The 25,285-nt window shown below is 62.7% G+C and carries 20 protein-coding genes; 11 read left to right on the forward strand and 9 right to left on the reverse strand.

The features are described 5' to 3' along the window. The first annotated feature begins 9 nt into the window (after positions 1 to 9). The 4 genes from AC5SSZ_RS22650 (at position 10) to rarD (ending at position 7,148) form a co-directional block, all read left to right on the forward strand. Positions 10 to 2,457: a GcvT family protein gene (locus AC5SSZ_RS22650; protein WP_495440218.1), complete on the forward strand. Its 2,448-nt coding sequence runs from the start codon at positions 10 to 12 to the stop codon at positions 2,455 to 2,457. A 37-nt stretch (positions 2,458 to 2,494) separates the two neighbouring features. Further along, positions 2,495 to 3,520, forward strand: coding sequence for a GlxA family transcriptional regulator (locus AC5SSZ_RS22655; protein ID WP_495440220.1), 1,026 nt, complete (start codon positions 2,495 to 2,497; stop codon positions 3,518 to 3,520). 105 nt (positions 3,521 to 3,625) lie between these two features. After that, a complete protein-coding gene (locus AC5SSZ_RS22660) occupies positions 3,626 to 6,076 on the forward strand; it encodes a GcvT family protein (RefSeq protein WP_495440223.1) in 2,451 nt (816 codons plus the stop codon). Positions 6,077 to 6,230: 154 nt separating this feature from the next. Then, positions 6,231 to 7,148 (forward strand): EamA family transporter RarD, encoded by a 918-nt coding sequence (gene rarD, locus AC5SSZ_RS22665; RefSeq protein ID WP_495440225.1) that lies wholly within the window; start codon positions 6,231 to 6,233, stop codon positions 7,146 to 7,148. A gap of 1 nt (position 7,149) precedes the next feature. Here the strand turns inward: rarD and AC5SSZ_RS22670 are convergent, their stop codons facing one another. Next, positions 7,150 to 7,866 (reverse strand): SGNH/GDSL hydrolase family protein, encoded by a 717-nt coding sequence (locus AC5SSZ_RS22670; RefSeq protein WP_495440227.1) that lies wholly within the window; start codon positions 7,864 to 7,866, stop codon positions 7,150 to 7,152. A gap of 38 nt (positions 7,867 to 7,904) precedes the next feature. Next, the gene (locus tag AC5SSZ_RS22675; RefSeq protein ID WP_495440229.1) at positions 7,905 to 8,315 is read right to left on the reverse strand and encodes a nuclear transport factor 2 family protein; all 411 of its coding nucleotides are present in this window, start codon (positions 8,313 to 8,315) and stop codon (positions 7,905 to 7,907) included. Between the two features lie 108 nt (positions 8,316 to 8,423). Between AC5SSZ_RS22675 and AC5SSZ_RS22680 the strand changes: the two genes are divergently transcribed. Continuing rightward, positions 8,424 to 9,077: an RluA family pseudouridine synthase gene (locus AC5SSZ_RS22680; RefSeq protein WP_065271837.1), complete on the forward strand. Its 654-nt coding sequence runs from the start codon at positions 8,424 to 8,426 to the stop codon at positions 9,075 to 9,077. Here AC5SSZ_RS22680 and AC5SSZ_RS22685 read toward each other — a convergent pair whose 3' ends face one another. The 6 genes from AC5SSZ_RS22685 to AC5SSZ_RS22710 form a co-directional block, all read right to left on the reverse strand. Beyond that, on the reverse strand, positions 9,078 to 9,923 hold the full coding sequence (locus AC5SSZ_RS22685) for an alpha-1,2-fucosyltransferase (protein ID WP_495440233.1): 846 nt from the start codon (positions 9,921 to 9,923) through the stop codon (positions 9,078 to 9,080). Positions 9,924 to 10,108: 185 nt separating this feature from the next. Further along, positions 10,109 to 11,653 (reverse strand): indolepyruvate oxidoreductase subunit beta family protein, encoded by a 1,545-nt coding sequence (locus AC5SSZ_RS22690; RefSeq protein WP_495440235.1) that lies wholly within the window; start codon positions 11,651 to 11,653, stop codon positions 10,109 to 10,111. After that, positions 11,653 to 13,815, reverse strand: a complete 2,163-nt coding sequence (locus AC5SSZ_RS22695; RefSeq protein WP_495440237.1) for a thiamine pyrophosphate-dependent enzyme — start codon at positions 13,813 to 13,815, stop codon at positions 11,653 to 11,655. The genes AC5SSZ_RS22690 and AC5SSZ_RS22695 overlap by 1 nt, the downstream gene beginning before the upstream one ends. Positions 13,816 to 13,866: 51 nt before the next feature. Beyond that, complete coding sequence (locus AC5SSZ_RS22700) at positions 13,867 to 14,373, reverse strand: MarR family winged helix-turn-helix transcriptional regulator (RefSeq protein WP_065271833.1); 507 nt, start codon at positions 14,371 to 14,373, stop codon at positions 13,867 to 13,869. After that, complete coding sequence (locus tag AC5SSZ_RS22705; protein ID WP_495440239.1) at positions 14,370 to 15,929, reverse strand: phytoene desaturase family protein; 1,560 nt, start codon at positions 15,927 to 15,929, stop codon at positions 14,370 to 14,372. The genes AC5SSZ_RS22700 and AC5SSZ_RS22705 overlap by 4 nt, the downstream gene beginning before the upstream one ends. Positions 15,930 to 15,935: 6 nt before the next feature. After that, positions 15,936 to 16,727: a cyclase family protein gene (locus AC5SSZ_RS22710; protein WP_065271831.1), complete on the reverse strand. Its 792-nt coding sequence runs from the start codon at positions 16,725 to 16,727 to the stop codon at positions 15,936 to 15,938. Positions 16,728 to 16,846: 119 nt separating this feature from the next. Here AC5SSZ_RS22710 and AC5SSZ_RS22715 point away from each other — a divergent pair, with 119 nt between their 5' ends. From AC5SSZ_RS22715 to AC5SSZ_RS22740, 6 genes are all read left to right on the forward strand, one after another. Next, the gene (locus tag AC5SSZ_RS22715) at positions 16,847 to 18,418 is read left to right on the forward strand and encodes a phytoene desaturase family protein (protein WP_495440242.1); all 1,572 of its coding nucleotides are present in this window, start codon (positions 16,847 to 16,849) and stop codon (positions 18,416 to 18,418) included. A gap of 43 nt (positions 18,419 to 18,461) precedes the next feature. Continuing rightward, on the forward strand, positions 18,462 to 19,988 hold the full coding sequence (locus tag AC5SSZ_RS22720) for an ABC transporter substrate-binding protein (protein ID WP_274829860.1): 1,527 nt from the start codon (positions 18,462 to 18,464) through the stop codon (positions 19,986 to 19,988). Between the two features lie 89 nt (positions 19,989 to 20,077). Beyond that, positions 20,078 to 21,088 carry an ABC transporter permease gene (locus AC5SSZ_RS22725; protein WP_495440244.1) on the forward strand — a complete coding sequence of 337 codons (1,011 nt, stop codon included), beginning with the start codon at positions 20,078 to 20,080 and terminating at the stop codon, positions 21,086 to 21,088. Beyond that, positions 21,081 to 21,929 carry an ABC transporter permease gene (locus tag AC5SSZ_RS22730; RefSeq protein WP_368947585.1) on the forward strand — a complete coding sequence of 283 codons (849 nt, stop codon included), beginning with the start codon at positions 21,081 to 21,083 and terminating at the stop codon, positions 21,927 to 21,929. Before AC5SSZ_RS22725 ends, AC5SSZ_RS22730 begins: the two co-directional genes overlap by 8 nt. Continuing rightward, positions 21,926 to 22,798 (forward strand): ABC transporter ATP-binding protein, encoded by an 873-nt coding sequence (locus AC5SSZ_RS22735; protein ID WP_274835273.1) that lies wholly within the window; start codon positions 21,926 to 21,928, stop codon positions 22,796 to 22,798. Before AC5SSZ_RS22730 ends, AC5SSZ_RS22735 begins: the two co-directional genes overlap by 4 nt. Beyond that, positions 22,795 to 23,598 (forward strand): ATP-binding cassette domain-containing protein, encoded by an 804-nt coding sequence (locus tag AC5SSZ_RS22740; RefSeq protein ID WP_274833060.1) that lies wholly within the window; start codon positions 22,795 to 22,797, stop codon positions 23,596 to 23,598. The genes AC5SSZ_RS22735 and AC5SSZ_RS22740 overlap by 4 nt, the downstream gene beginning before the upstream one ends. 91 nt (positions 23,599 to 23,689) lie before the next feature. Here AC5SSZ_RS22740 and AC5SSZ_RS22745 read toward each other — a convergent pair whose 3' ends face one another. Then, positions 23,690 to 25,129: an aldehyde dehydrogenase family protein gene (locus AC5SSZ_RS22745; protein ID WP_495440247.1), complete on the reverse strand. Its 1,440-nt coding sequence runs from the start codon at positions 25,127 to 25,129 to the stop codon at positions 23,690 to 23,692. Between the last annotated feature and the right edge of the window lie 156 nt (positions 25,130 to 25,285).

Here is a 25,285-nt window from a genome sequence, read left to right on the forward strand (position 1 = left end):
GGAGCGGATATGTCTGATTTTCCATCAAAGGCCCGCGTGGTCATCATTGGCGGCGGCGTTGTCGGCTGCTCGTCCCTGTATCATCTGGCCAAACGCGGCTGGAGCGATTGCGTGCTGCTGGAAAAGAATGAGCTGACCGCGGGATCGACCTGGCACGCGGCAGGCAATGTGCCGACCTTTTCGACCTCCTGGTCGATTATGAACATGCAGCGCTATTCGACAGAGCTGTACGCACGTCTGGGCGATGAGGTCGACTATCCGATGAACTACCACCAGACCGGATCAATCCGTCTGGCTCATACGAAGGAGCGAATGCAGGAGTTTGAGCGTGCTGCCGCCATGGGCCGCTATCAGGGCATGGGGATGGAGATCCTGACCCCGGAAGAGGCCAAGGCGCGCTATCCCTTCCTGGAAACCCACGATCTGGCGGGTGCGCTGTATGACCCCAATGACGGCGACATCGACCCGGCGCAGGTGACGCAGGCGCTTGCCAAGGGCGCGCGTGATCTGGGCGCCAAGATCCTGCGCTTCTGTCCGGCAACCGGCGTTACGCAAACCGCTGATGGCTGGATCGTTCACACCGACAAGGGCGACATCGCTTGCGATTACGTGGTGAATGCGGCCGGCTATTACGCGCAGCGGGTGGGGGAATGGTTCAAACCCTACGGCGGGCGCACCGTGCCGATGATGGTGATGAGCCACCAGTATCTTCTGTCCGAGGAAATCCCCGAGATCGAGGCCCATACCAAGGAGACCGGTAAGAAGCTGCCGCTCCTGCGCGATGTGGATGTGTCCTACTACTTGCGGCAGGAAAAACATGGTTTCAACCTTGGGCCCTATGAACCGAACTGCCGCGCCCATTGGGATACCGACGCCGATCCCATGCCTGAGGATTTCTCCTTCCAGCTGTGGAACGACGATTTGGACCGGATCGAGGAAATCGTCACCGACGCTATGGAGCGGGTGCCTGCGCTGGCGACCTCGGGCGTTTCCCGCGTAATCAACGGGCCGATCCCCTATGCGCCCGACGGGCTGCCGCTGCTTGGCCCCATGCCGGGCGTGAAGAACGCCTTTGAGGCCTGCGTCTTTACCTTTGGCATCGCGCAGGGCGGCGGCGCGGGCAAGGTGTTGGCGGAATGGATTGTCGATGGGCAGACCGAATGGGACATGTGGTCCTGCGATCCGCGCCGCTACACCGATTACACCGACCACCAGTACTGCGTCGACAAGGGGATGGAGGTCTACGGCCACGAATACGCCATGCACTTCCCCCGCCACGAATGGCCTGCCGGACGCGACCGGAAACTGTCGCCGGTTCATGACAGGGTCAAGGCGCTGGGCGGTCAGATGGGGGCCTACAACGGCTGGGAGCGTGCCAACTGGTTCGCGAAAGACGACGATGACACCTCCGAGGAAGCCACCCGGACCTGGGGCCGTTCCGGTCCCTGGGAGGCGCGCATCCGCGAGGAATGCGAGGCGGTGCGCGATCATTGTGGTGTGCTCGATCTGCCCGGATTTTCCCGGTTCGAGGTCAAGGGTCCCGGCGCGCGCGACTGGCTCTTGGGCAAGATCACCGGCGGCTTGCCCGGACCGGGGCGTATGGGGCTGGCCTATTTCACCGATACCCGCGGCCGTATCCTGACCGAGATGAGCGTGATGTGGCATGGCGAGGATCACTACATGCTGATCACCGCCGCCACGGCGCAATGGCACGATTACGATGTTCTGGCACATGACCTGCCGGAATGGATCACCCTCAGCGACAGGACGAAAGATTTCTCGACTCTGATCGTCACCGGCCCTGCCGCGCGCGAGATCTTCACCACCATCGGAACCGAGGCGGATCTGTCGCTGCCGTGGCTTTCAGTGCAGAGCGCGCGGATTGCCGGACGCGACTGCGGGTTGGCGCGCGTGTCCTTTGCCGGGGAGCTGGGCTGGGAAATCCACGCCGCGCCAGAGGATATTCCCGCGCTTTATGAGGCAGTTCTGGCGGCAGGCGCGAAACCCTTTGGCATGTACGCGCTGAATTCCCTGCGGATCGAGAAGGGGTATCGCGCGTGGAAGGGCGACCTATCCACTGACTATTCGGCCATCGAAGGGGGCCTCGACCGGTTCATTCGACTGAACAAGCCGCATGATTTCCCCGGCAAGGCAGTACTGGCGGCAGAGACGCAGGATGGCCCGGCCAAACGGTTTGTCACGCTGATTGTCGAGGCGGGTGAGGCGGACGCGCCCTATATGTCCTGCATCTGGAAGGATGGCGAGATCGTGGGCGAGACCACCTCGGGCGATTGGGGATACCGCGTCGGCGCTTCTGTCGCGCTGGGCATGGTGCGCAGTGATCTAGCCACGCCCGGCACCGAGTTGGAGGTGGAGATTTACGGCCAGATGCACCGGGCCGTGGTCCAGAAGGATGAACCGCTCTGGGATCCGGAAAACGCGCGCCTGCGGGCCTAGGGCCGCAGCGCGCCTTGGCTGAACGAGGGGGCGCGGAATGGATCGGAAGGTTTCAGAGCAGAAAGGACCATCGCAAGGCTGGCATTTCGACATTCTGGTCTGCGATGGGTTCGTACTGACGGAAATGGCCGCAGTCACCGACACGCTGCGCATTGCCAACCGGGTGCTGGCGCGCCCTCTGTTCGACTGGACGGTGCGCTCTGCCTCTGGCGGGCAGATCACCTGCCGGTCGGGGTTGAGTGTCGAAACCCAGTGTTTCGCCGCAAAGCCAGAAGCCGATTTTGCCTTTGTCCTTGGCAATTCCGATCCGGCGCATCCGGGCCTGTCGCTGGGCCGGGTGGTCCAGAGCTACACCAGCCGCGGCGCGCAGGTCTATCTGCTGGCCGAAGCCGCCGCCCGCCATATCCGCAGCCAGTCCGGCGGGGCGGGGGCGCACACCACCCATTGGGAGAACTCGGACCTGCTGCGCGAACAGCTTGGGCTGGATCTTGGTGCCCATGCGCTGGCCCGTCAGGACGGTCCGGTGGTGACCTGCGCCGGGATGGGCGCCACTACTGATGTGGTTCTGGCCCTGGTCGGGCAGCTGACCTCGGCGGCGGCGCAGGTCACGGTGGCCAATATCCTGCTGCACGACCACATCCGCGATTTCGCCTCGTTGCAACCCTTTGCGGGTCATGCGCCCACGACATCGGGCGACCGGGATCTGGACGATTGCATCCGCCTGATGCAGGCCAATATCGAAGAGCCGATGCCAATCCGCGGTATCGTCACCGAACTGGGCCTGTCCAACCGCTCGCTAGAGCGCAAGTTCCGGACGTTTTTCGGAACCACGCCCAACGGGTTCTATCGGGAAATGCGGCTCAGCAAGGCGAACAACTTGCTGCTGAACACCACGCTCAGCGTGCGTGAGATCGGCCTGGCCTGCGGGTTTCCTAACGGGTTTTCCTCGCTCTACAAATCCGTTTTCGGGATCACCCCCTTTGCCCTGCGCAAACAGCGCCGCACCCGCCCGGTGTCTGAAACCGCCCACAGTGCGCATTCTGGGGCGCCAAGGCCGGTTTGAAAAAACGGGCCGGGGATAAGACATTCCCGCGTTTGACGTTTTTGATGCATTTTCTGACGCAAGTCTGTGCCACTCTGATCCGTAAATCGGTTCGGAGAGCATGAGATGAGCGATCTTCCAAAGTCGGCCCGCGTGGTCATCATCGGCGGCGGCGTGGTGGGCTGTTCGGTGGCCTATCACCTGACGAAACTCGGCTGGCAGGATGTGGTCCTGCTGGAGCGCAAACAGCTGACCTCTGGCACCACATGGCATGCGGCCGGGCTGATCGGGCAATTGCGGGCATCCTCCAACATGACGAAGCTGGCGCGCTATTCCGCCGATCTGTACCTTGGGCTGGAGGAAGAAACCGGCGTTGCCACCGGTATGCGGCAGGTGGGGTCTGTCTCGGTCGCGCTGACCGATGAACGGCTGGAGGAGCTGTACCGAAATGCCGCCATGGCGCGTGCCTTTGGCGTGCCGGTCGAGGAGCTCTCCCCGGCAGAAGTGAAAGCGCGCTACGACCATATCAACCTCGATGGCGTCACCGGTGGTGTCTGGCTGCCGACCGACGGTCAGGCGGATCCGGGGAATATCGCGCTCGCCCTGGCCAAGGGTGCCCGCCAGCGCGGTGCACTGGTCAAGGAGAGGATCAAGGTCACCGGCATTGCCCGCGAAGGACGCCGGGTGACGGGAGTGGACTGGGTGTCCGATTCAGGCTCTGATATAGGGCATATCGCTTGTGACATGGTGGTGAACTGCGCTGGCATGTGGGGACATGAGGTGGGGCGCATGGCGGGCGTCAACGTGCCGCTGCATGCCTGCGAGCATTTCTACATCGTCTCGGAACCGATCCAGGGGCTCAGCCAGATGCCGGTGCTGCGGGTGCCGGATGAATGCGCCTATTACAAGGAAGACGCGGGCAAGATCATGCTGGGCGCCTTTGAACCCAAGGCGAAACCCTGGGGGATGAAGGGCATTCCCGACAGTTTCGAATTCGACCAGCTGCCCGAGGATTTCGACCACTTCGAGCCCATCCTGGAGGCCGCCTGCAACCGGATGCCGATGCTGGCCGATGCCGGGATTCATACCTTCTTTAACGGCCCCGAAAGCTTCACCCCCGACGATGCCTATCACCTGGGACTGGCGCCCGAGATGGACAACGTCTGGGTCGCTGCGGGATTCAATTCGATCGGGATCCAGTCGGCGGGTGGCGCGGGCATGGCGCTGGCGCAATGGATGCAGGATGGAGAGAAGCCCTTTGACCTGGGCGATGTGGATATCACCCGCATGCATCCCTTTCAGGGCAACAAACACTACCTGTTCGAACGCTCCAAGGAAACGCTGGGCCTGCTTTATGCCGACCACTTCCCCTACCGGCAAAAGGCAACCGCGCGCGGGGTGCGGCGCTCTCCTTTCCATCACCAACTGACTGAGGCGGGAGCGGTCTTTGGCGAACTGGCGGGCTGGGAGCGCGCCAACTGGTTTGCCGAGGCGGGGCAGGAACGGGAATACCGCTATAGCTGGAAGCGGCAGAACTGGTTCCAGAACTCCGCCGCCGAACACCGTGCGGTGCGCGAAAACATTGGTACGTATGATATGTCCTCCTTCGGGAAAATCCGTGTGGAAGGACCGGATGCCGAAAGTTTCCTGAACCAAATCTGCGGCGCGAATATGTCCGTTCCGGTGGGCAAGATTGTCTACACCCAGTTCCTGAACGCGCGCGGCGGAATCGAGGCGGATGTGACAGTCACACGCCTGTCAGAGACTGTATACTTGGTTGTGACGCCTGCCCTGACCCGGCTGGCGGATGAGACCCGCATGCGGCGGCTGGTCGGGGATTACCGCGTGACCATTACCGATGTGACCGCGGGGGAGGGCGTCCTGGCGGTCATGGGGCCACGCTCGCGCGAGTTGCTGCAGAGGGTCTCTCCCAATGATTTCAGCAACGCGGTGAACCCTTTTGGCACCGCGCAGGAGATCGAGATCGGCATGGGGCTGGCCCGCGCGCATCGGGTGTCCTATGTCGGTGAGCTCGGTTGGGAGATCTATGTTTCGTCCGATATGGCAGGGCACGTTTTCGAGGTGCTGCAGGATGCCGGGCGGGACATGGATCTGAAGCTCTGCGGCATGCATATGATGGACAGCTGCCGGATCGAGAAGGGCTTTCGCCACTTCGGCCATGACATCACCTGTGAGGATCACGTGATCGACGCGGGGCTGGGATTCGCAGTGGACCTGAACAAGTCAGATTTCATCGGCAAGGCGGCCGTTGCCGCGCGCAAGGAGAGCGGCCCAAAGGCCCGGATGCTGCAATTCCGCCTGACTGACCCTGAACCGCTGCTTTATCACAACGAACCCCTGCTGCGCGATGGAGAGATCGTCGGTTATCTCTCTTCGGGTGCCTATGGTCATACGTTGGGTGCTGCCATCGGCATGGGCTATGTGCCGTGTGAAGGGGAAAGCGCTGCCGAGGTTCTGGCCTCTTCTTACCAGATCGACGTGATGGGGACACGGGTGCAGGCAGAGGCTTCGTTAAAGCCGATGTATGACCCGAAATCGGAGCGGGTGAAGGTCTGAAACAGGCTCTGATACAGGGATATTTGCCACATTTCCGTCTGGGGGACGATGCAGGCCATAGTGCGGCGTGATCTGTTTCGTGATCAATTCCTGTGCGTTTTGGGCATTCCCTCCGCCTGCAAAGCTGCCATAAAGGCCGCGTAGGAGAGCTGCCATGACCACCCATACGCGCGAGAACGTCGACACCCCTCAGGGGCTGGCCTTTGCCATTACGGCCTATCTACTGTGGGGGTTCCTGCCGCTCTACATGAAGGCGGTGTCGCACATCCCCGCGGCCGAGGTGGTGGCCCATCGGGTGATCTGGTCGGTGCCTTTGGCGGGAGCGCTGCTGATCGTTCTGCGCCGCACCGGCGATCTGCGCGCGGCCCTGCGCAGCCCGCGCACCCTGCTGATGGCCTGTATCACGGCGGTGTTGATTTCGGTGAACTGGGGCATCTATGTCTGGTCCATCGCCACCGATCACGCGCTGGATGCGGCACTTGGATATTACATAAACCCCTTGTTTAGTGTCGCATTGGGCGCCTTGCTGCTGGGCGAGCGGCCCAGCCGGACGCAGCTTCTGGCGATTATCTTGGCGGCCGCTGCGGTTGTGGTTCTGACGGTGGAAACCGGCAGCCTGCCCTGGGCCGCTGTCGGCCTGACGCTCAGCTGGGGGTTTTATGCCTTCTTCAAGAAATGGCTGCCGGTCGGCCCCAATCAGGGGTTCCTTCTGGAGGTGCTGATCCTGTCGGTACCCGCGCTGGCCTATCTGTCCTATCTGACCGCGACGGGCACGGGCAGCTTTGGCATCAGCTGGGGGCAAAGCCTGCTGCTGATGGGGTGCGGCGTGGTGACGGCGGTGCCGCTGATCATCTACGCCAATGGTGCCAAGCTGCTGCGGCTATCGACCATCGGTATCCTGCAATATATCGCGCCGACGCTGATCTTTCTGGTCGCCGTCTTTGTCTTTGGTGAGGAGTTCGGCCACGCCCGCATGATCGCCTTCCCGATGATCTGGGCGGCGCTGGTGATCTATTCTATTCCCCTGATCCGTCAGATGCGGCGCAAGCCGAAGGTGCAGAAGGTCACCTGAATCAGGTTCTGATCAAGGGGTTTCCTATCTCTTTCGCCAGCCGGTCCGCCCAAAGCGCATAGGCGTGCGGGTTCGGGTGATAGCCATCCTCGGCGGCCAGCGCCGGGTCACTGGGCAATTCAAACGGCAGATGGTGAAACCCGTCGATCTGCCCGGAGAGGTCTGCAAGCCTGCAATCCAACCGCCGTGCCTGACACCCCAGCGCCCAGGCAAGCGGCTGCGGCAGGGCGGGGAAATACTCCATCTGTGGCACCCCGCAGACAAGGGTTCTTTGCACACCAAAGCGATCCGTTAGAAGCCGTGCCAGATCGCGTTGCTGCCGTTCAAACCGCCCTTGTGGGACGGCTCCGGTCACATCGTTCACCCCCAGCGCCAATACGGCTACGTCAAAGGGCTGCGCGGGCAGGGCCATCAGCCGCTGCAACGTATCTGCCGTACGATGCCCGGTGGTGGCTTCAAGACGCCAGTTAACCTGCCAACGGGGTGCCAGCCGCTGTACCAGTTGCCCGGCAAGCGCCTGATCCTGATGCGCGGCGCCCACACCGGCGGCGGAACTGTCCCCGGCAATCAGCAGCCGTAGCGGCGCACCGGAACCCGCAGTTCCCTGTCGCGCTCCCTCCGGCTCAGGCAGCCGCAAGGCCCGGCGCCGGAGGTGCAGCCCCTGCGCAATCAACAGCGGGAGCAGCGGCAGGCGCAGGATCTGGTCGGCTGCGATCATGGGTTATCTGCCAATATGTGGCTCTAAGATGGGGGATTTCAGCTGAGTGCCTCACGGAATTTCAGGAAGCGGGCATCGGTCTGCACCCGTGCATTCATCGCATCGCGCAGGGCGCCGACGGATTTATACGGGCGCATGACCACCTCGAAGGTCTCGATCAGCCCGTCATCACCCAAGGTTATCAGATCTACGCCCACGGCGTCGAATTCGCCGATCTTGCACTGGAACTCCAGCGCCCAGTCGTTGCCCTCTCCCATGATCCTGCGATAGCGGAAGTCCGAGAACACTTGCCCCACATGGCCCAGCACCGCCGCCACCGGCGCGCGGCCGGTCCAGGTTTTCCAATAGGTGGGGGGCAGGAATTTCACGTCCTCGGACAGCAGCTCTGCGATCAGCGCCTCATCGCCCTTGGCGACGACCTCCTGCATGCGGGTGATGGTTGGATGCATGGTCTCTCTCCCTTTGTTGATGCGATCCTGCCCTTGCGGCGGCGGGCCGGGCAAGACGGACGTGGCGGGAACTTGCTCCGGCGGCAGCAAGGCAGTAGGCAGGCGGCCATGACGGTATCGAGCGATTACACCCCGCCGCAGGACCCGCTGGAGATCCTGCATCATGATGCGCAGATCCTTGCGGTGAACAAACCTGCGGGATTGCTGAGCGTGCCGGGCCGGGGTGAACATCTCGCCGATTGCCTGTTGTCGCGGGTGCAGCTTGCCTTTCCCGAGGCGCTGCTTGTGCATCGGCTGGACCGCGATACCTCGGGGGTGATGGTCTTTGCGCTGACGCCCCATGCGCAGCGGCACCTGTCGATGCAGTTCGAGAAACGCAGCACGCGCAAGGTCTATGTGGCCCGCGTCACCGGGCGGCTGGAGCCGAAGGCGGGCACGGTGGATCTGCCGTTGATCGTCGACTGGCCGAACCGTCCGCGCCAGATGGTCTGCCATGAGACGGGTAAACCTGCGGTGACCGACTGGCGGGTGATGAAATACGGCGAAGGGGAGACCCGCGTGCGGCTGACGCCCAAGACGGGCCGGTCGCACCAGCTGCGGGTGCATATGCTGTCGCTGGGGCACGCCATTCTGGGCGATCCGCTGTATGCCGAAGGCGCGGCGCGGGATTTCCCCCGCATGATGCTGCATTCCGAAGAGCTGCGGATCAAACACCCCGATAGCGAACAGTCGATGAAGTTCCGGGCCAAGGCGCCCTTCTGATCAGGCGTCGATCCGGTGCCAGCTATCCGGCAGGATATCTGGGTTGTGGAGTTTCGGATCTCCGAACCACTGCGCCGGACCGGTGACGCGTTTCTCCGGGTTCTGGTTCAGCCAGGCCGCCCACCAGGAAAATGAACTGTTGGCGATGATATTGTGCTGGCACAGGGTCATCAGCCGCATGTCCTCGAAATCGGTGTCCGGGCCGTTGAAATCCACTACCACCTTTTCGCAGGGCAGGGGCAGGTTTTCCTTGGCCCAGTCCGGATCGTCGGAGAAGACAAAGACGGTTGGCGTACCCTCCAGCCCCTCCAGAACGCGGGCGAGGGCGGCCTCGTAATAGGCCTGATCGCAAAGCACATGGGCGGCAAGCGCCACGTAATCGCCGCGCCGCACGTGCAGTGAGATGGCATTGCTGCCTTGGATGCGGGCGGCCATGTCGGCGTTCTGCGTGTTGGTGAACTTCGGGAAGCTGAAATCGGCCCGGATGCGGTCGGCGATCGCGGCAAAGTATTTCTCGCTTTGCCAGTAGCCATGCAGGTAGCTGCCATCGCCCCAGGTCGCGAAATCGGCGTTGTAGCCAAGGCCGCGTTCGCGTCGGAAAGTTGGAGCGGAGCCAAAGGCGCGCCACAGCGCATAGCGCAGCGGTGCTTCCTTTTTCAGCGGCGGCAGTGGTGCGGGGTCGGTCAGATCGAGATCAAAGACCCGGGTCAACACGCCTTCGCCGCGCCGCACCGCTTCGCGGCTATCGAGAGCGACAGCCACGCCAAGGCGCTCGGCCAGCGCGCGGGCGGCGGCGTATTGAAACATCTGATTGCCAAGGCGGCCGTGCAGGCGGGCGGTGATCATCGCGGCTGTCTGTCCTTGCAAAGGGGAGGATCCGATACCCCTGCATATCGGTGCCGCAGCCACATTGGAAGGTCGATAGGGATAGGATGATCCGATCTGGGTCCGGCGCCGGGCCCAAGGCCGCAAAGGCTGTCGTGGCACGGCCACGGCAGCCTTTGGGCGCGGGAGGTTCTGTCTTTAAGGGGTCAGATAAAGCTGCGGATGGTCTTTAGCGCGCCGTCCAAGGCTTCACCTTTTTCGTCCTGCAGCGCCGCTTCGCGAAGGCGGGCGACCCATTCGGGACCGTCGTCGCGGGTTTCGACCAGACGCGCGCCGTCCAGAACCCGGTCGAATTTCGACAGGCCCCGTGTGTGGGTGTCGGAATAGCCCTTGATCAGGCGCCGACAGCGCAGCACTTCCACCGCCATGTCATAGCTGCTGGGCAGATAGCCGATCGCGCGGTTCAACCAGTCGTCCAGATGCGCCTGTTCCAGCGCGTGGCGGCGGCTCTTGCGGCGCCAGCCGCGCATGCCGCCCATCACATAAAGCAGGGCAAAGCCACGGAAGCGGTCGGTGCGGATGCGGCGGCCCTTGTTGAACAGCCGGTCGAGACGTTTCATCCAGACCGGGCTGGCCTCGATCCGGGCGCCAAGGCCCGCAGGCAGCAGCCCGGCGATTTCTTCGGCACGCGGATGCAGGTAGTCGGTCAGGGTCATCAGCTTGTCAGCGCTACCAACCTGATCCTCGATCCGGTGGAACCGGCTGGCGCGGGTTTTCAGATCCGCCACCCGGATCACATCGTCATAGGCCATGGCATTGGCAATGTATTTCGCCGCCTCTCGCGACAGGACATGGCCCCGGTCCGCGCTGTCGCGGCCTAGGATGCCTTCGAGCCGGTCCAGATATTCGGCGCCATAGGCGATGTCCTGAAAATCCACCACCTTGCGCAGGCCCGGCAGCGCCAGTTCCTGCACCGTAGTCGGCAGGGCATTGATCCGGTCCAGCAGCGCGCCATAGGCCCGTAGCTTTCCGGCGGATCCCGCCGGTTTCGGCGCTTCGGCGGGGGTGGAGGCGGCTGCAGCCGGGGCCTCTTTCCCGCCCTGGGCCAGATCATATCCGGCGGCAAAGGCACGCAGGCTGGCCTCGACGCCCTTACCTCCCGCGCGGATCGCCTCTTCAAAGGCAGCACGTTTGAACGGCAGGGCGCCGGATCCGGCCAGTGCACCGAACAGCGACGCGGAGATCACTGAGCCGACACCGACAGCGGCCTGCTCCATATCGGCCATGACCAGCTGCCGCGCGGCGGTTTCGGCGGCGGCGCGCACTTCGGCGGCATCGGCCATGCCGTCACCCGGCACCATTTTCTCAGAGACTGCCAGCGCCCGGTGGGTCGATGCGATCAGAGTGGTACGATCCGGGGTGACAAAGCCGCGCATGATGGCGCGCCCGGCTTCCATCATTTCGGCGGCAATCATCACGTCGATGTCGCCCTGCGCCGGTGCGAGGGAGAAGACAGGCGTTGCGACCGATGCAGGCGCCATTTCGATGTAATAGATGGTGGCGCCGGTTCGCTGCGCCACGCCCGCGACGCTGGTCGCCTGCGCGGAATAGCCTTCGGCGCGGGCCAGGGATTCGATCCAGTTGGTCAGGACGCCGCCGCCCTGTCCGCCCACGGCAAGGATCGCGACCTTGATGACGCCGTCCAGATGGGTGGCGTCTCCGCCAGATGCGATTGGCAGTTCGATGGACATCACGCGGCTCCTTCGCTCAGGTCGGTGGAAAAGGTCAGGCGTCGCGCTGCGCGGCGGTTCTGCAGCCAGGAAATCATCCGGTTGCGCAACCCTGCGGTCCAGCGTTCAAAGCCGGTCGGGTTATGCACCACGCGGGCCTCGTAGAAGGACGGGCAGAGGATCGCAGCATCAGCGACCTCGCCGCAGTTGCCGCAGCCGACGCAGGTCTGGTCGATATGGGCGACGGGATCGTCGCGCAGCGGGTCGTCCAGTTTCTTCAGCGACAGTGAGGGGCAGCCCGACAGGCGGATACAGGCGTGATCGCCGGTGCAGATATCCTCATCCACGCCAAAGCGGGGCACCTCGACGCGGGTACCGTCCTTGATCGCGGCATTGCGCTGGGGTTTCTCCCGCCGCTGCCGGTTCAGCATGCATTCCGAGGAGGCCACGATCACCTTTGGCCCATCGTAATCGGTGGTCAGCGCCTCGCGGATGGTGGCGCGCATCTGGGTGACATCATAGGTGCGGTCGATCTGCCGGATCCATTTGACGCCAGCACCCTCCAGCGCCTTGGTGATCGGGTTGTTGGTCGCCTTGCTGGGGTTCTTGGCGCGGCTGGATGGGATGTCCTGCCCACCGGTCGCTGCGGAATAGTAGTTGTCGACGATGATCGCGACGCTGTCCGATTTATTGAACACCATGTTGCCGATCGAAGAGCTGAGGCCGTTGTGCCAGAAGCCCCCGTCGCCAAGGATCGAGATCGCGCGTTTCTCGCCGCCGCCGTCAAAGGCCGCGTTGGAGGCCGGACCAAGGCCATAGCCCATGGTCTGCCCACCGATTTCGAAAGGCGGCAGGGCGGCAAACAGGTGGCAGCCGATATCGGCCGAGATCTGATGCTTGCCCAGCTCCTGCTCTACCAGTTTCATCGAGGCAAAGATGGGGCGCTCGGGGCAGCCGGTGCAGAACCCCGGCGGGCGGATCGGCACGGTCTGGCTGAGGTCGGGAATTTCGGGCGCCGGTTCGTTCGGGGCCAGAACCTGTCCGGGCAGCAGGTGCGCGGCATAGGTGCGCAGGAAATCGTCGATGCCGTCCTTCATCACCTGGCCGGTATATTCGCCCGCCTTGGGGAAGGTGCCCTTGCCTTCAAGCTTGGTGCTGCTGCCTGCCTTGTAAAGCATGGCGCCAAGCTGCTGTTCGATGAACTCGGGCTGGCCTTCCTCGATCATCAGGACGGCGTCCTTGTCCTCGCAGAAATCGAGAAGGTCGCTTTGCACCAGCGGGTAGGTCACGTTCATCACGTAAAGCGGCACGTCGGTGTTGCCCGACAGGTCCGCAAGGCCAAGGCGTTGCAGGGCGCGGATGACGCTGTTGTACATGCCGCCCAGACAAATCAGACCAACCTTGCCCTCTTTCGGGCCAAAGCGTTCGTTGAGGCCATTGTCGAGAATGTATTTCTCGGCGGCGGGCCAGCGGTTGTCGATCTTGTCGTGTTCATGCTGATAAGACATCGGCGGCAGCACAACGCGGGAGAAATCCCGCTGCGGGTTGGCCAACGCATCGCGCACGGTCAGATCGGGGCGCTGGTTGTCGCGGCATTCAAAGGTGCCGGTCACGTGGCAGGACCGGATCCGCACCATCAGCATCACCGGCGTGTTCGACGCCTCCGACAGGCCAAAGCCATCGCCCACGGATTTCACGATCGACGGCAGGTTCGGGCGCGGGTCCAAGAGCCAGAACTGCGATTTCATCGCAAAGGCATAGGACCGCTCCTGCATGATCGAGGAGCCTTCGCCGTAGTCTTCGCCCACCACCACAAGAGCGCCGCCGGTGACGCCCGAGGAGGCGAGGTTGGCCAGCGCATCCGAGGCCACGTTGACCCCGACCGATCCCTTGAAGGTAACCGCGCCGCGGATGGGATAATGGACCGAGGCTGCCAGCATCGCCGCCGCTGCCGCTTCGGACGCGTTTGCCTCGTAGCGCACGCCAAGTTCGCCGAGCAGGTCCTCGGCATCGGCCAGCACGTCCATCAGGTGCGAGATCGGCGCGCCCTGATAACCGCCGACATAGCCGACTCCGTTTTCCAGCAGGGCCTTGGTGATGGCCAGAATGCCTTCGCCGGTAAAGCTGGTCCCGGCACCTTTGCGCAGGTGCTCTACTTCTGCCTTGAACGACCTTTCGGCCATTGGCGCCTCCTTGGATATCGTTCTGGGGGACCGTCGTGGAAGACGGTCAGGTTAAATCTGGTGTACGCGCACGTTGCGCAGGATGGTTTGCAGGGTGGTCACGAACTGACGCTGCTCTTCGGCACTGATGCCGGTGAACATTTGGGCATAGGCCTCGGCGATATGCGGCCAGAGCTTTTCCTGCGTCTCTCGGCCCTTGGGGGCCATGAAGATCCGGGTGGCGCGGCTGTCGTCGGGGTCGGGACGGCGGATGATCAGCTCGTCCTGTTCCAGCTTGTCCAGCGACCGGCTCAGCGTGGATTGTTCGACCACCGCATAAACGGCGAGTTCACGGATCAGCAGCCCATCGAGCACCGACAGTACGGCGAGGGCGCGCATCTTGGCCGTGTTGAGGCCGAGTGCCGCCATCTCTTCGCGCAGTGATGCGTTGTAGCGGCCCATGATGCGGTTCATCAGGTAAGGGGGGAAGTTTTCCAGCCCGATTTCGCCCAGACGGGGCAGCGGTGTGTCCGCCTCCGGTTGGTCTGCCGTGGCCGTGGTGGTGTCGTCCGTGCTCATGCGCCCATCCTTTTTGCAAGGTTGTAGCCGGACCCTCCGCCCAGACCGGGTCCGGGGTGGGTCGCGGCCCCAATCAGATGCAGGTCCTTCACTGCGGTGGCGTTATTGACCGATTGCGGGAAGGGGCGCCAGACAAAGAACTGGTCCAGCGTGCAGGATCCGCCATAGGGATCGCCGCCCACCAGGTTCATGTTCAGATCCTGAAGATCGGCAGGGGAATAAGCGCGGCGGGCCAGTTTGATCTTGTCGAAATCCTTGATGTGGCGGGACAGGATCGCCTCGATCCGGTCGGCAAAGGCTTCGCGGGTGGGTTCATCCCACTCGGGTCCACTGTCGATCTCTTTTGCGGCGTCGCCTTTGATCACGCGGGGGGCGTCGGGGATCTGCAGCCACAGGATTGCCTTACCATCGGGGCATCGGCTTGGATCCATGCGGTGGGGCTGGCCCACGCAGATCGTGGGCGTTTCCGGCAGCATGCCGCGTTCGGCCTCGTTGGCAGATTTCGAAACGCTGTCGACCCCGTCCGAAAGATGGATCAGGGCGACGTCTTCCAGCCCCTCGCTGAGCCATTCAGGGACGGCATCCAGCGCATAGTGCAGCTGGAAATTGCCACGCCCGTGGCGGTAGTTCTTCGCGGCCTCCGGCGCCGTTTCCTGCGGCATCAGGCGGCCATAGAGTTGCGACGGCGTGACCGAAGCGATGACCGAGGCGCCGCGGATGACCTCTCCGTCGGCGGTTTCGACACCGGTGGCGCGGCCGTTTTCGGTAAGGATACGCGTCACATCGGTGCCGGTACGGATCTCGCCGCCATTGGCGGTGATCAGCCGTTCAAAGGCTTCGGCGGCAGCCCCGGCGCCACCTTTGACCACCGGCGCCCCGGCGGCCTCTAGCGCAAAGGCGATGACGCGGCCCATCTGGCCGGAATAAGTGCTTTCGGGGGTGAGGCCGCAATGCAGGACCCAGGGTGCCCAAAGCGCCTGAAGGTCTTCGGAGCCATAAGAGCTTTCCAGCCAGCCGCGCGCCGGTTGCAGCGCTGCGCCGACCCAGGATTTGAGCCCGTTAAGGCCGCGTTTCCAGGCCTGTTTTGCCAGCAGTTTCGCGGTGCCAGCAGACCAGAGTGGCCCGCCCAGCAAGGCAAAAAGGAAGTCGGCGTCGGCTTCGATGCCGCCCACGTCGCGGCCATGTTGCGCGCCGTCGCCGGGGCTGAGCCCGTCAAAGGCGGCGATATTGGCCGCGCGGTCCATGGTCAGCACGGTGGCGCGGCCATTGGGGCGCAGGACCGCCGTGGGACGGTCCGTGTGACAGAATTCAAGCCCATGTTCCGCCAGATCGCCCGCCAGTTCTGCATAGGCGGGCGAGGTGAGGAACAGGACGAAGGTCGCCGCCATTACATCATGGGAATACCCGGGCAGCGTGATCTCATCGGTGCGCAGGCAGCCTCCGATGCGGTCCGAGCGTTCGAGCATCAGAACCGGTTTGCCCTTGCGGGACAACAGCGCTGCGGCGACCAGTGAATTGATCCCGGTGCCGATGATGATGTGAGGGGCGGCGGCCATCTGCTCTTATCCTTTGGGGACCAGCGCCAGCGCGCGGATCGGGCTGCCGGTGCCGCGCTGGATCTTCAGCGGTGCGGCAATCAGGATGGCGCCCTTTGCGGGCAGCTTGTCCAGATTGGCCAGCGAGGCCAGACCAAAGCGGTTGTTGGCGTGCAGCAGGTTATGCGCCGGGAACGGCGGGGTCATGCCGCCGGCCATGCCTGCGTCGGTGCCGATGCACTGGCTGCCCCAGCCAACGATGCCCTTGTCGACCAGATACTGGATCACCTCGGCGGTCGGTCCGGGGGTGTGCGGACCGGTTTCGTCAGCGTTGAGGAACTTGGCCTCATCGTCGGCGTATTGATCCCAGTCGCTGCGCAGGACGACCCATTCACCGGCCTTGATCTCGCCGTGCTCGGCCTCCCAGGCCTTCACGTGGTCGATGGTCAGCAGGAAGTCGGAATCTTCGCCGCACTCCTTGGAGAAGTCGAGCACGTTCACCGGCGCGATCAGGCGCTGCACGTCCAGCGTGTCGGTGTAGCCTTCTTCGAAATCCTTGCCGGTAATCCAGTGATGCGGCGCATCAAAGTGGGTGCCGGTGTGTTCGCCCAGCTTCATCCAGTTCCAGGCAAAGAAGGGGCCGTCTTCGTCGTATTCGCTGATCTTGTGGATTTCGACCTTGGGTGTGTTTTTCGCGAAATCTTCCGGCAGCTGCAGGATCGGAGTGTTCGGCCCCAGAACCCCGGTGCAGTCCACCACTTCGATTTCCCCGGTCAAAAGCTTGGCGCCAAGCCCGTCCAATGCGGTTGTTGCGGTCATTATCGCCTCCCGTGTTGTGCGCGGTCTGAAGGTGCCGCTTTTTGCGATGACAAATCCATGCTAGACATAATTACATGCATTTGCAAATATCAATATGTAAAGGATAAAGGAATCTGCCCATGTCAGCGGCGCCGGACGCAGTCATAATCGGAAGCGGTCACAACTCTTTGGCCTGTGCTGCGCATCTGGCGGCAAAGGGCTGGAGCGTGGCCGTATACGAGCGCGCCGAAACGCCCGGCGGGGCAGTAAAAACCGGGGAATATACGCTTCCGGGCTTTCGCCATGACTGGGCCGCGATGAATCTGTCGCTCTTTGCAGGGTCCGCCTTTCATCAGAAATATGCCGGGGAATTGGCCGGGCACGGACTTGGATTCGCCCCCGCGGCGGATTGTTTTGCCTCGGTTTTTCCGGATCAGACCTGGTTGGGGATCGGCAATGATGCGGCGGCCAATGTGGCGCGAATCGCAGCCGAGAATGCGGCTGATGCAAAAGCCTGGGAGGCGTTGAGCGCCGCGTTTCCTGAGCGTGCTGAAACTTTGTTCGCTTTGCTGGGCAGTCCGATCAATAAACGTGCATTTGCATCTTTAGGCTGGAAATCCTGGCGCAAGATGGGCGCTGCCGGGCTAATGGACCTGGGGCAGTTTCTGGCCTCTTCGCCGCGCAGCTGGCTGGAAGAGACATTCGAATCGTCAAAGGTGCGTGCCCTTCTGGCGGCCTGGGGGATGCATCTGGATTTTGCCCCGGACATCGCGGGCGGTGCGCTGTTTCCCTACCTCGAAGGGCAGGTGAATCAGGCCTTTGGCATGGTACTGGGGCAGGGCGGCGCCGATGGCATCATCAAGGCCATGATCGCCATGATCGAGGCGCGCGGCGGATCGGTAACCTGCGGCGCCGAAGTGTCGCGGATTCTGCACGCGGGCGGACGGGCCACGGGAATCGAGCTGTCGGACGGGACACAGGTGCAGGCAAAACGGGCAGTGATCGCCAATGTCGCCCCTGCCGCGATGCTGCGGCTGACCGGGGGCACAGCCGACAAACGGTATGATCGCGGGATGGAGAAATTCGCCCATGCGCCGGGGACCATGATGATCCATCTGGCGATGGAGGATCTGCCGGACTGGGCGGCGGGGGATGGTCTGAAACGCTTTGCCTATGTGCATATGGCGCCCGAGCTTGACCAGATGGCGCGCACCTATGCGCAGGCCAAGGCGGGGCTGTTGCCGGATGAGCCGGTGATCGTCTGCGGTCAGCCCACCGTCATCGACCCCAGTCGCGCGCCCGAGGGCAAACATGTTCTGTGGTTGCAGGTGCGCATGGTGCCCGGTCAGATCAAGGGCGATGCCGCCGGACAGATCACCGCCACCGACTGGACAGAGGCAGCGCAGCCCATGGCAGAGCGCGCGCTCGATATCCTTGAAACCTATGCGCCCGGTACAAGGGCAAAGATCCTTGGCCAGCATATCGTGACGCCCACCATGCTGGAGGCCGATAACCCCAACCTTGTGGGCGGGGATCAGGTCTGTGGCAGTCACCAGCTCAACCAGCATTTCATGTTCCGGCCCCTGCGCGGGTTTGCGGATGGCTCCACCCCGATCGGTGATCTTTATCACACCGGGGCGGCTGTCTGGCCCGGAGCGGGAACCGGAGCCGGGGCGGGATACCTCCTCGGGCAAAAACTGGCCGGCACCTAATCACAACAACATGTCGGCCTTCCAACCAACAGGGAAAAGCAAAATGAAATTGACAAGACGAACGTTACTTCAAAGCACTGCCGCCAGCGTGGCGCTTGCCGGAGCCAGCCTGCCCAGCTTTGCTGCCGGGATCGAAGAGCTGGTGATTGCCTATAACGTGAACCTGCCCAGCTGGGATCCGACCGTTGGTCCCTCGGCGGTGAACCCCACCATTCAGGGCATCTACCAATCGGTGTTCGATCTGTTCATCCCGCAGAACCCGGATCTGTCCTTCGGCTCGGGGATCATCACCGATTATGGCTGGAACGATGACAAGACCAAGGTCTGGATGGATGTGCGCGAAGGCGTCACCTGGCACAATGGCGATCCCCTGACCCCCGAAGACGTGGTCTGGTCGCTTGAACGCGCGGGCAACCCCGAGACCGGCAACCCGATCCAGTTCATTTGGGGCAAGATCGGCAATTTCTCCATCGAGGGGAACCGCGTCACCGCTGACGTGCTGGCCTATGAGCCGACGATTTTCAAATGGATGAGCTTCCTCACCGGCTATATCCTGCCCAAGAAATACTACGAGGAAGTCGGCGCCGATGGCTTTGAAGCCGCGCCTGTGGGCACCGGTCCCTATATGGTCGAAAAGTTCGAGCGGAACGCATTCGTGCGCCTGAAGGCGAACGAGAATTACTGGGGCGGCGCGCCCGAGTTCAAATCCGTCACCATCAAGTTCGTGACCGATGCCGCCAGCCGCGTGGCCGAGGTGGAATCGGGCAACGCCCATGTGACGCTGGAAATGCCCTATGAGGAATTCGACCGCCTGAAGGAAAAATCGGGCATCATGGGCACTGCCGCACCGGTGTCGGATATCGGCATGATCTTCATCAACGATATCGAAGTGATGACCGATCCCAACGTGCGCATGGCCATGGCCCATGCCATCGACAAACAGCTGATCATCGACCGGCTGCTGTCCGGCTATGGCGTGGCGATCGACACGCTGCAGACGCCCGATTACGTGGGCTATGACGAGACGATCAAGGTCGCCTATGATCCGGAGAAGTCCAAGGAGCTGCTGGCGGCCTCTGGCTATGGTCCCGACAATCCGGTGAAATTCACTATCCAGACCACCCGCGGGTTCAAACCCAAGGATTACGAGATCATCCAGGCCATCGTTGGCCTGTGGCGCCGGGTCGGTATCGAGGCCGAGATCGAAGTCTACGAGATTGCCAAACACTACGAGTTGCGCGCGGCGGATACATTGGCGCCTGCGGCCTTCTACAACTGGGGCAACTCGATTGGTGATCCCACCACTTCGACCGGCTTTGCCATGTTCGGCCCCTCGCCGCATTCGGTCTGGGACGGTGAGGAGCTTATGCAGAAGATCCTGCCGCTCTGGGGTGAATCGGACGAGGACAAGCGGATTGCGGGCTGGAAGGACGTGGACCGTTTCATCGCCGAGAACGCGCTGGTGATCCCGCTGCTGCAATATGTGCAGCCGATCCTGCACAGCGATCAGGTGAAGGTGGTGCCGCATGCCTCGGGCGCGCTGTTGCCGCATCTGATGACACGGGCCTGATCCCTCTCTCCCTTGGTTGCGGGGCATCGGTCTGATTGTGCCGGTGCCCCGCAGCCCTTTTTCACGACCTCACAGAACGAAGGTAGACAATGCAGATCCTGCGCAGAATGATCGCGCGGCTGGCGGCCACTATGGTGACGCTGGTCGGGGTGGCGATCATCGTCTTTGTGGTTATCCGCGTGGTGCCGGGCAATCCGATTGCCATGATGCTGCCGCCGGGGGCCACCGATGCGGATATCCAGCGGCTTCAGGCGCTTTACGGGTTCGACAAATCGATCCCCGAACAATTCCTGATCTGGGCCTCTGGCGTGCTTCAGGGGGATTTCGGAACCTCGATTTCCCTGCGCCAGCCGGTGTCCGAACTGGTGCTGGGCCGTCTGCCCGCCACGTTGGAATTATCAGTGATGGCGCTGGTAATCGCGGTATTCCTGGGCGGTACCATGGCGCTGACCGCGACGCTTTACCGGGGCACGCGCGTCGAAGGTGCGATCGATGTGGCCGGGGGCATGGCCCTGTCGGTGCCCGACTTCCTGTGGGGGCTGGTGCTGATCCTGCTCTTTGGCGTGCTTTGGCCGCTGTTTCATATCTCGGGCCGGGTGTCGCCCTCGCTGGGGTTCGAGTTCCAGTCGAATTTCTATCTCTGGGAAAGTTTCATCCGCCTGCGGTTTGATGTCTGGGCCGATATCGTCGCCCATATGTTCATGCCCGCGCTGGCGCTGGCGATCCCGCTGGCGGCGATCATCTCGCAGCTGCTGAAACAGTCGCTGAAGGAAACCATGCATCTGGATTACGTGACCCTGGCGCGCACCAAGGGCTACGCGGAGACCAGCATCATCACTCGCGAGGCGCTGCCCAATGCGATTCTGCCGACGCTGACCCTGGTCGGCGTGCAATTCACCTTTCTGATTGGCGGCACGGTCATCGTGGAGCGGCTGTTTTCTTACGAGGGGCTGGGCAACATGGCCATTGATGCGGTGATCAACCGCGATCTGCCACTGATCCAGGGGATCGTGATCCTGTTCGCCCTGATTTTCACCGTGGTCAATCTGGTCGTCGACATGACCTATGCCGCCCTGAACCCGAGGCTCCGCCATGCGTGATACAAGAGCACATACCCGCAAACCGGGCCTGCGCCTGTGGCTGTCCGGGGGCTGGATCAGCCTCCTGGTGCTAGCCGCCCTGCTGGCGCCCTGGATCAGCCCGCACGACCCACTGGCGCAGGATCTGTTCGCAGGCCGAATGCCGCCCTTCTGGGAGACGGGCGCCGATCCAAATTACTGGCTGGGTACCGATTCCCTGGGCCGCGATGTCCTGAGCCGCATTCTGCACGGCGCCCGTCTGGCGCTGAGCGTCGCGCTGATCGCCGGGGTGCTGACCTGTCTGATTGGGGCCACGCTGGGCCTGATCGCTGGCTACTATGGCGGCTGGGCGGATCTGTTGATCTCACGCCTTGTGGACATCTGGATGGCCTTCCCGCCGGTTCTGTTCGCGATCTTGCTGATCGCGGTTCTGGGCACTGGCATGACTTCGATTATCATCGCCATCGTGGTGATTGACTGGACCCGTTTTGCCCGGGTGATCCGGGCCGAAGCGATGAGCCAGGGCAAGATGGATTACGTCGCCTCGGCACAGGTTGTGGGGCGCACCCGGTTCGGCACTGCGCTGACGGAAATCCTGCCCAACGTGCTGCCGACCATCGTGGCGCTGCTGACGCTGGAGATGGGCATTGCAATCATCGTCGAGGCGATCCTCAGCTTTGTAAACCTGTCGATCTCCACCGATGCGCCGACCTGGGGCGGGATGATCGCCGAGGGGCGCACCTCGGTCCATCAGGCCTGGTGGGTGCTGGTGTTCCCGCTGGTCGCCCTGTTTTTCACCGTTCTCAGCTTCTCGCAGCTTGGCGAGGGTCTGAAGGACCATTTCGATCCGGTGCTGCGATGAGCTTTCTGTCCATTCAAGACCTGACCGTGCGCCTCAGGGGCAATGTGCCGATCTTGCGGCGTGTGTCGCTCGATGTGGCGGCGGGTGAATCCCGCGCCCTTGTCGGCGAAAGCGGCGCAGGCAAATCCATGATCGGCAAATCGGTGCTGGGCACCCTGCCGCAGGCGCTGGGAATCACCGGCGGGCAGATCATCCTGGAAGGCGAGGATCTGGGCCAGCTGTCACCGCGCGCGCGCCGCCAGAGGATTGGCGCCAAGGTCGCCCTGATCCCACAGGATCCGCTGACCGCGCTCAACCCTTCGCGCCGGGTGGGGCCGCAGATCACCAACCGGCTGGTGGATATCCTTGGCTGGTCGCGCAAGGCCGCCGAGGCCCGGGCGCTGGAGCTGCTGGAAGAGGTCCATATACCCGATCCCGCCCGCGTCATGCGCGCCTACCCGCACGAGCTGTCGGGGGGAATGCGCCAGCGGATCCTCATTGCCTCCGCCTTTGCGGCAGAGCCGAAGCTGATCATCGCGGATGAGCCGACGACCGCGCTGGATGTCACCGTGCAGAAGCAGATCCTGCGGCTGATCTCGGACATGCAGCAACGCCATGGTACCGCGCTGTTGTTCGTGACCCATGATCTGGGCGTGGTCTCCAAGGTCTGCCAGACCATGACCGTACTCTACTCCGGCAAGGTGGTCGAGGACACCAAGGTGCGCGACTTCTTCGCCAACCCGGGGCATCCCTATTCGGCGGCCTTATTGGCGGCGACGCCGAAATACACCGATCCGGACGGCAGTCTGACCCCGGTCCCCGATGCGGTGATCCGCGCGGTGGAGGAAGAGGTTGCGGCATTTGACCGACAGATGGAGGGCTCGGCATGAGTGATGTGATCTATGATGTGAAGGATCTGCGGCTCAGCTTTCCGGACATGTCGCGCAAGCCACTGCTGGGTCCTGCGCCGCGGATCGAGATCCTCAAGGGGCTGACCTTCCAGATCCCCAAGGGTGAGGTTTTGGGCATCGTTGGCGGCTCTGGGTCCGGTAAATCCACGTTGGGGCGGGCGCTGATCCGGTTGATTGAACCGGACAGTGGGCAGATTTCGTTTGAGGGGACAGACATCACCCATATGTCAGAGGAGGCCCTGCGCCCGCTGCGGCGGCGGTTCCAGATGATCTTTCAGGATCCCCTGTCCTCGCTCAACCCGCGCCGCCGGGTGGGGGGGATCATCGCCGGTCCCTTGCGCCTGCATGGGTTGGAGGGGATCGATGCCCGCGTGAATGAGGCGCTGGATATGGTGGGCCTGCCACGCAGCTTTGCCAGCCGCTACCCGCATGAATTGTCCGGTGGGCAGCGTCAGCGCGTCGGTATCGCCCGAGCCATCGCCCTGCGCCCCGATTTCATCCTCGCGGATGAGATCGTCTCGGGGCTGGATGTCTCAAGCCAGGCGCAGGTGCTGAACCTGCTCGAAGAATTGGTGCGCGAGCTGGGCCTGACGCTGGCCTTCATCAGCCACGATCTGTCGGTGATCCGCCGCCTGTGCAGCCGCATTCTGGTGCTCTATCAGGGCGAAATCGTTGAAAACGCCGCCACGGCGGACCTGTTCGCTGCGCCGACTGCGCCCTACACGCAAGAGCTGCTGTCCGCTATCCCGCTGCCCGATCCCGATCAGGTCTGGGCGTAACGGGGAGCTGCAAGACCCTGTGCACCGCACAGGCAAAAGAAAAGCCGCCCCGGATAGGAGCGGCTTTTTTTAGTCTTATAGAGGTTGAAAATCAGTCGGTGGACCAGCCGCCGACGGCCTTGATTTCCAGGAAATCCTCAATCCCGAAGATACCGCCTTCACGACCGTTGCCGGACTGCTTCATGCCACCGAAGGGCGCACCGGGGGAGCGGGACTGGCCGTTCATTTCCACCATGCCGGACCGCAGCACGCGGGCCATACGGTTGGCCTTGGCGCCGTCCTGGGTCTGCACGTAGTTGGTCAGACCATAGGGAGTGTCGTTGGCGATCTCGACGGCTTCTTCCTCGGTCTCGAAGGGGATGATCGACAGGACCGGGCCAAAGATCTCTTCACGGGCGATGGTCATCTGGTTGTTCACATCGGCAAAGACGGTCGGTTTGACGTAAAAGCCCTTGTTGAAGCCTTCAGGGCGACCGGTGCCACCGGCGACAAGGCGCGCGCCTTCGTCGATGCCCTTCTGGATCAGGTCCTGAGTCTTGTTCCACTGGGTTTCATTGACCACGGGGCCGATGTGGCGACCTTCCTCGGACGCCGGGCCGACGGTGACCTTGGCGGCAACTTCGGCAGCGGTGGCCACGGCCTGATCGTAGATGCCTTTTTGAACCAGCATCCGCGAAGGCGCGTTGCAGCTTTGGCCGGTGTTGTTCATCATGTGCAGCACGCCACGCTTGACCGCTTTTTCGTCAGCATCGTCAAAGATCACGTTGGCGCCTTTGCCGCCCAGTTCCAGATGCACCTTCTTCAGGGTGTCGGCGGCCGCCTTGGAGATCGCGGTGCCTGCGCGGGTCGAGCCGGTGAAGGAGACCATGTCCACATCCGGGTGCGCCGACAGCTGCGAGCCGACGCCGACGCCATCGCCGTTCACCAGGTTGAAGACACCGGCGGGGAAACCTGCCTCGTCCATCAGTTCGGCAAAGATCATCGCATCCAGCGGGCTTTCCTCGGAAGGCTTCAGAACCATGGTGCAGCCCGCGATGGCCGCGGCGCCCACCTTGAGGGTGATCTGGTTCATCGGCCAGTTCCAGGGCGTGATCAGGGCGGCAACACCGACGGCTTCGTAGATGATGCGGTCGTTCTGGAAGCGGTCGCTCAGGGGGCGTTCAAATTCAAACGCCTTGGCCGCGCGCACAAAATTCTTCAGGTGGAAGATGCCGGCGCCAACCTGCTGGGTGCGGGACATCTCGATCGGGGCGCCCATCTCGGTGGACATCGCCTGCGCCAGATCTTCGCCGCGGGCCTGGTAGACCTCAATCAGCTTTTCCACCAGCGCGATCCGCTCTTCTACCGGGGTCGCCATCCAGCCGGGCAGGGCGGCCTTGGCAGCGGCAACGGCGGCATTGGTATCGGCTTCGGATCCCAGGGAAATCACTGCGCAGGGTTCTTCGGTGGAAGGATCGATGACATTGTGATCCTTGGCTGCCGCAGGAGCAACCCATTGGCCATTGATGTAAAAGTCGCGTTTCTCGATCATGTCCAGATCTCCCAAGTCAGACGTTTCGCCAGTTTGTACCGGCGCTTTCGCGCGCCACTGTGTCACTGCCTTGACCCTTGGGCAAGACCACATTCACATAATTTGATCAAATTATGTGAGGCGGATTTTCGCGGATAAACCCAGGGTTTTCCGTTT

It is taken from the genome of Phaeobacter sp. CC-HEC084, from assembly GCF_059429255.1.

Excerpts from the sequence above, each read along its gene's own strand:
- AC5SSZ_RS22650 (WP_495440218.1), top strand. The coding sequence starts at position 10 with ATGTCTGATTTTCCATCAAAGGCCCGCGTGGTCATCATTGGCGGCGGC.
- AC5SSZ_RS22655 (WP_495440220.1), top strand. The coding sequence starts at position 2,495 with ATGGATCGGAAGGTTTCAGAGCAGAAAGGACCATCGCAAGGCTGGCAT.
- AC5SSZ_RS22660 (WP_495440223.1), top strand. The coding sequence starts at position 3,626 with ATGAGCGATCTTCCAAAGTCGGCCCGCGTGGTCATCATCGGCGGCGGC.
- rarD (WP_495440225.1), top strand. The coding sequence starts at position 6,231 with ATGACCACCCATACGCGCGAGAACGTCGACACCCCTCAGGGGCTGGCC.
- AC5SSZ_RS22670 (WP_495440227.1), bottom strand. The coding sequence starts at position 7,866 with ATGATCGCAGCCGACCAGATCCTGCGCCTGCCGCTGCTCCCGCTGTTG.
- AC5SSZ_RS22675 (WP_495440229.1), bottom strand. The coding sequence starts at position 8,315 with ATGCATCCAACCATCACCCGCATGCAGGAGGTCGTCGCCAAGGGCGAT.
- AC5SSZ_RS22680 (WP_065271837.1), top strand. The coding sequence starts at position 8,424 with ATGACGGTATCGAGCGATTACACCCCGCCGCAGGACCCGCTGGAGATC.
- AC5SSZ_RS22685 (WP_495440233.1), bottom strand. The coding sequence starts at position 9,923 with ATGATCACCGCCCGCCTGCACGGCCGCCTTGGCAATCAGATGTTTCAA.
- AC5SSZ_RS22690 (WP_495440235.1), bottom strand. The coding sequence starts at position 11,653 with ATGTCCATCGAACTGCCAATCGCATCTGGCGGAGACGCCACCCATCTG.
- AC5SSZ_RS22695 (WP_495440237.1), bottom strand. The coding sequence starts at position 13,815 with ATGGCCGAAAGGTCGTTCAAGGCAGAAGTAGAGCACCTGCGCAAAGGT.
- AC5SSZ_RS22700 (WP_065271833.1), bottom strand. The coding sequence starts at position 14,373 with ATGAGCACGGACGACACCACCACGGCCACGGCAGACCAACCGGAGGCG.
- AC5SSZ_RS22705 (WP_495440239.1), bottom strand. The coding sequence starts at position 15,929 with ATGGCCGCCGCCCCTCACATCATCATCGGCACCGGGATCAATTCACTG.
- AC5SSZ_RS22710 (WP_065271831.1), bottom strand. The coding sequence starts at position 16,727 with ATGACCGCAACAACCGCATTGGACGGGCTTGGCGCCAAGCTTTTGACC.
- AC5SSZ_RS22715 (WP_495440242.1), top strand. The coding sequence starts at position 16,847 with ATGTCAGCGGCGCCGGACGCAGTCATAATCGGAAGCGGTCACAACTCT.
- AC5SSZ_RS22720 (WP_274829860.1), top strand. The coding sequence starts at position 18,462 with ATGAAATTGACAAGACGAACGTTACTTCAAAGCACTGCCGCCAGCGTG.
- AC5SSZ_RS22725 (WP_495440244.1), top strand. The coding sequence starts at position 20,078 with ATGCAGATCCTGCGCAGAATGATCGCGCGGCTGGCGGCCACTATGGTG.
- AC5SSZ_RS22730 (WP_368947585.1), top strand. The coding sequence starts at position 21,081 with ATGCGTGATACAAGAGCACATACCCGCAAACCGGGCCTGCGCCTGTGG.
- AC5SSZ_RS22735 (WP_274835273.1), top strand. The coding sequence starts at position 21,926 with ATGAGCTTTCTGTCCATTCAAGACCTGACCGTGCGCCTCAGGGGCAAT.
- AC5SSZ_RS22740 (WP_274833060.1), top strand. The coding sequence starts at position 22,795 with ATGAGTGATGTGATCTATGATGTGAAGGATCTGCGGCTCAGCTTTCCG.
- AC5SSZ_RS22745 (WP_495440247.1), bottom strand. The coding sequence starts at position 25,129 with ATGATCGAGAAACGCGACTTTTACATCAATGGCCAATGGGTTGCTCCT.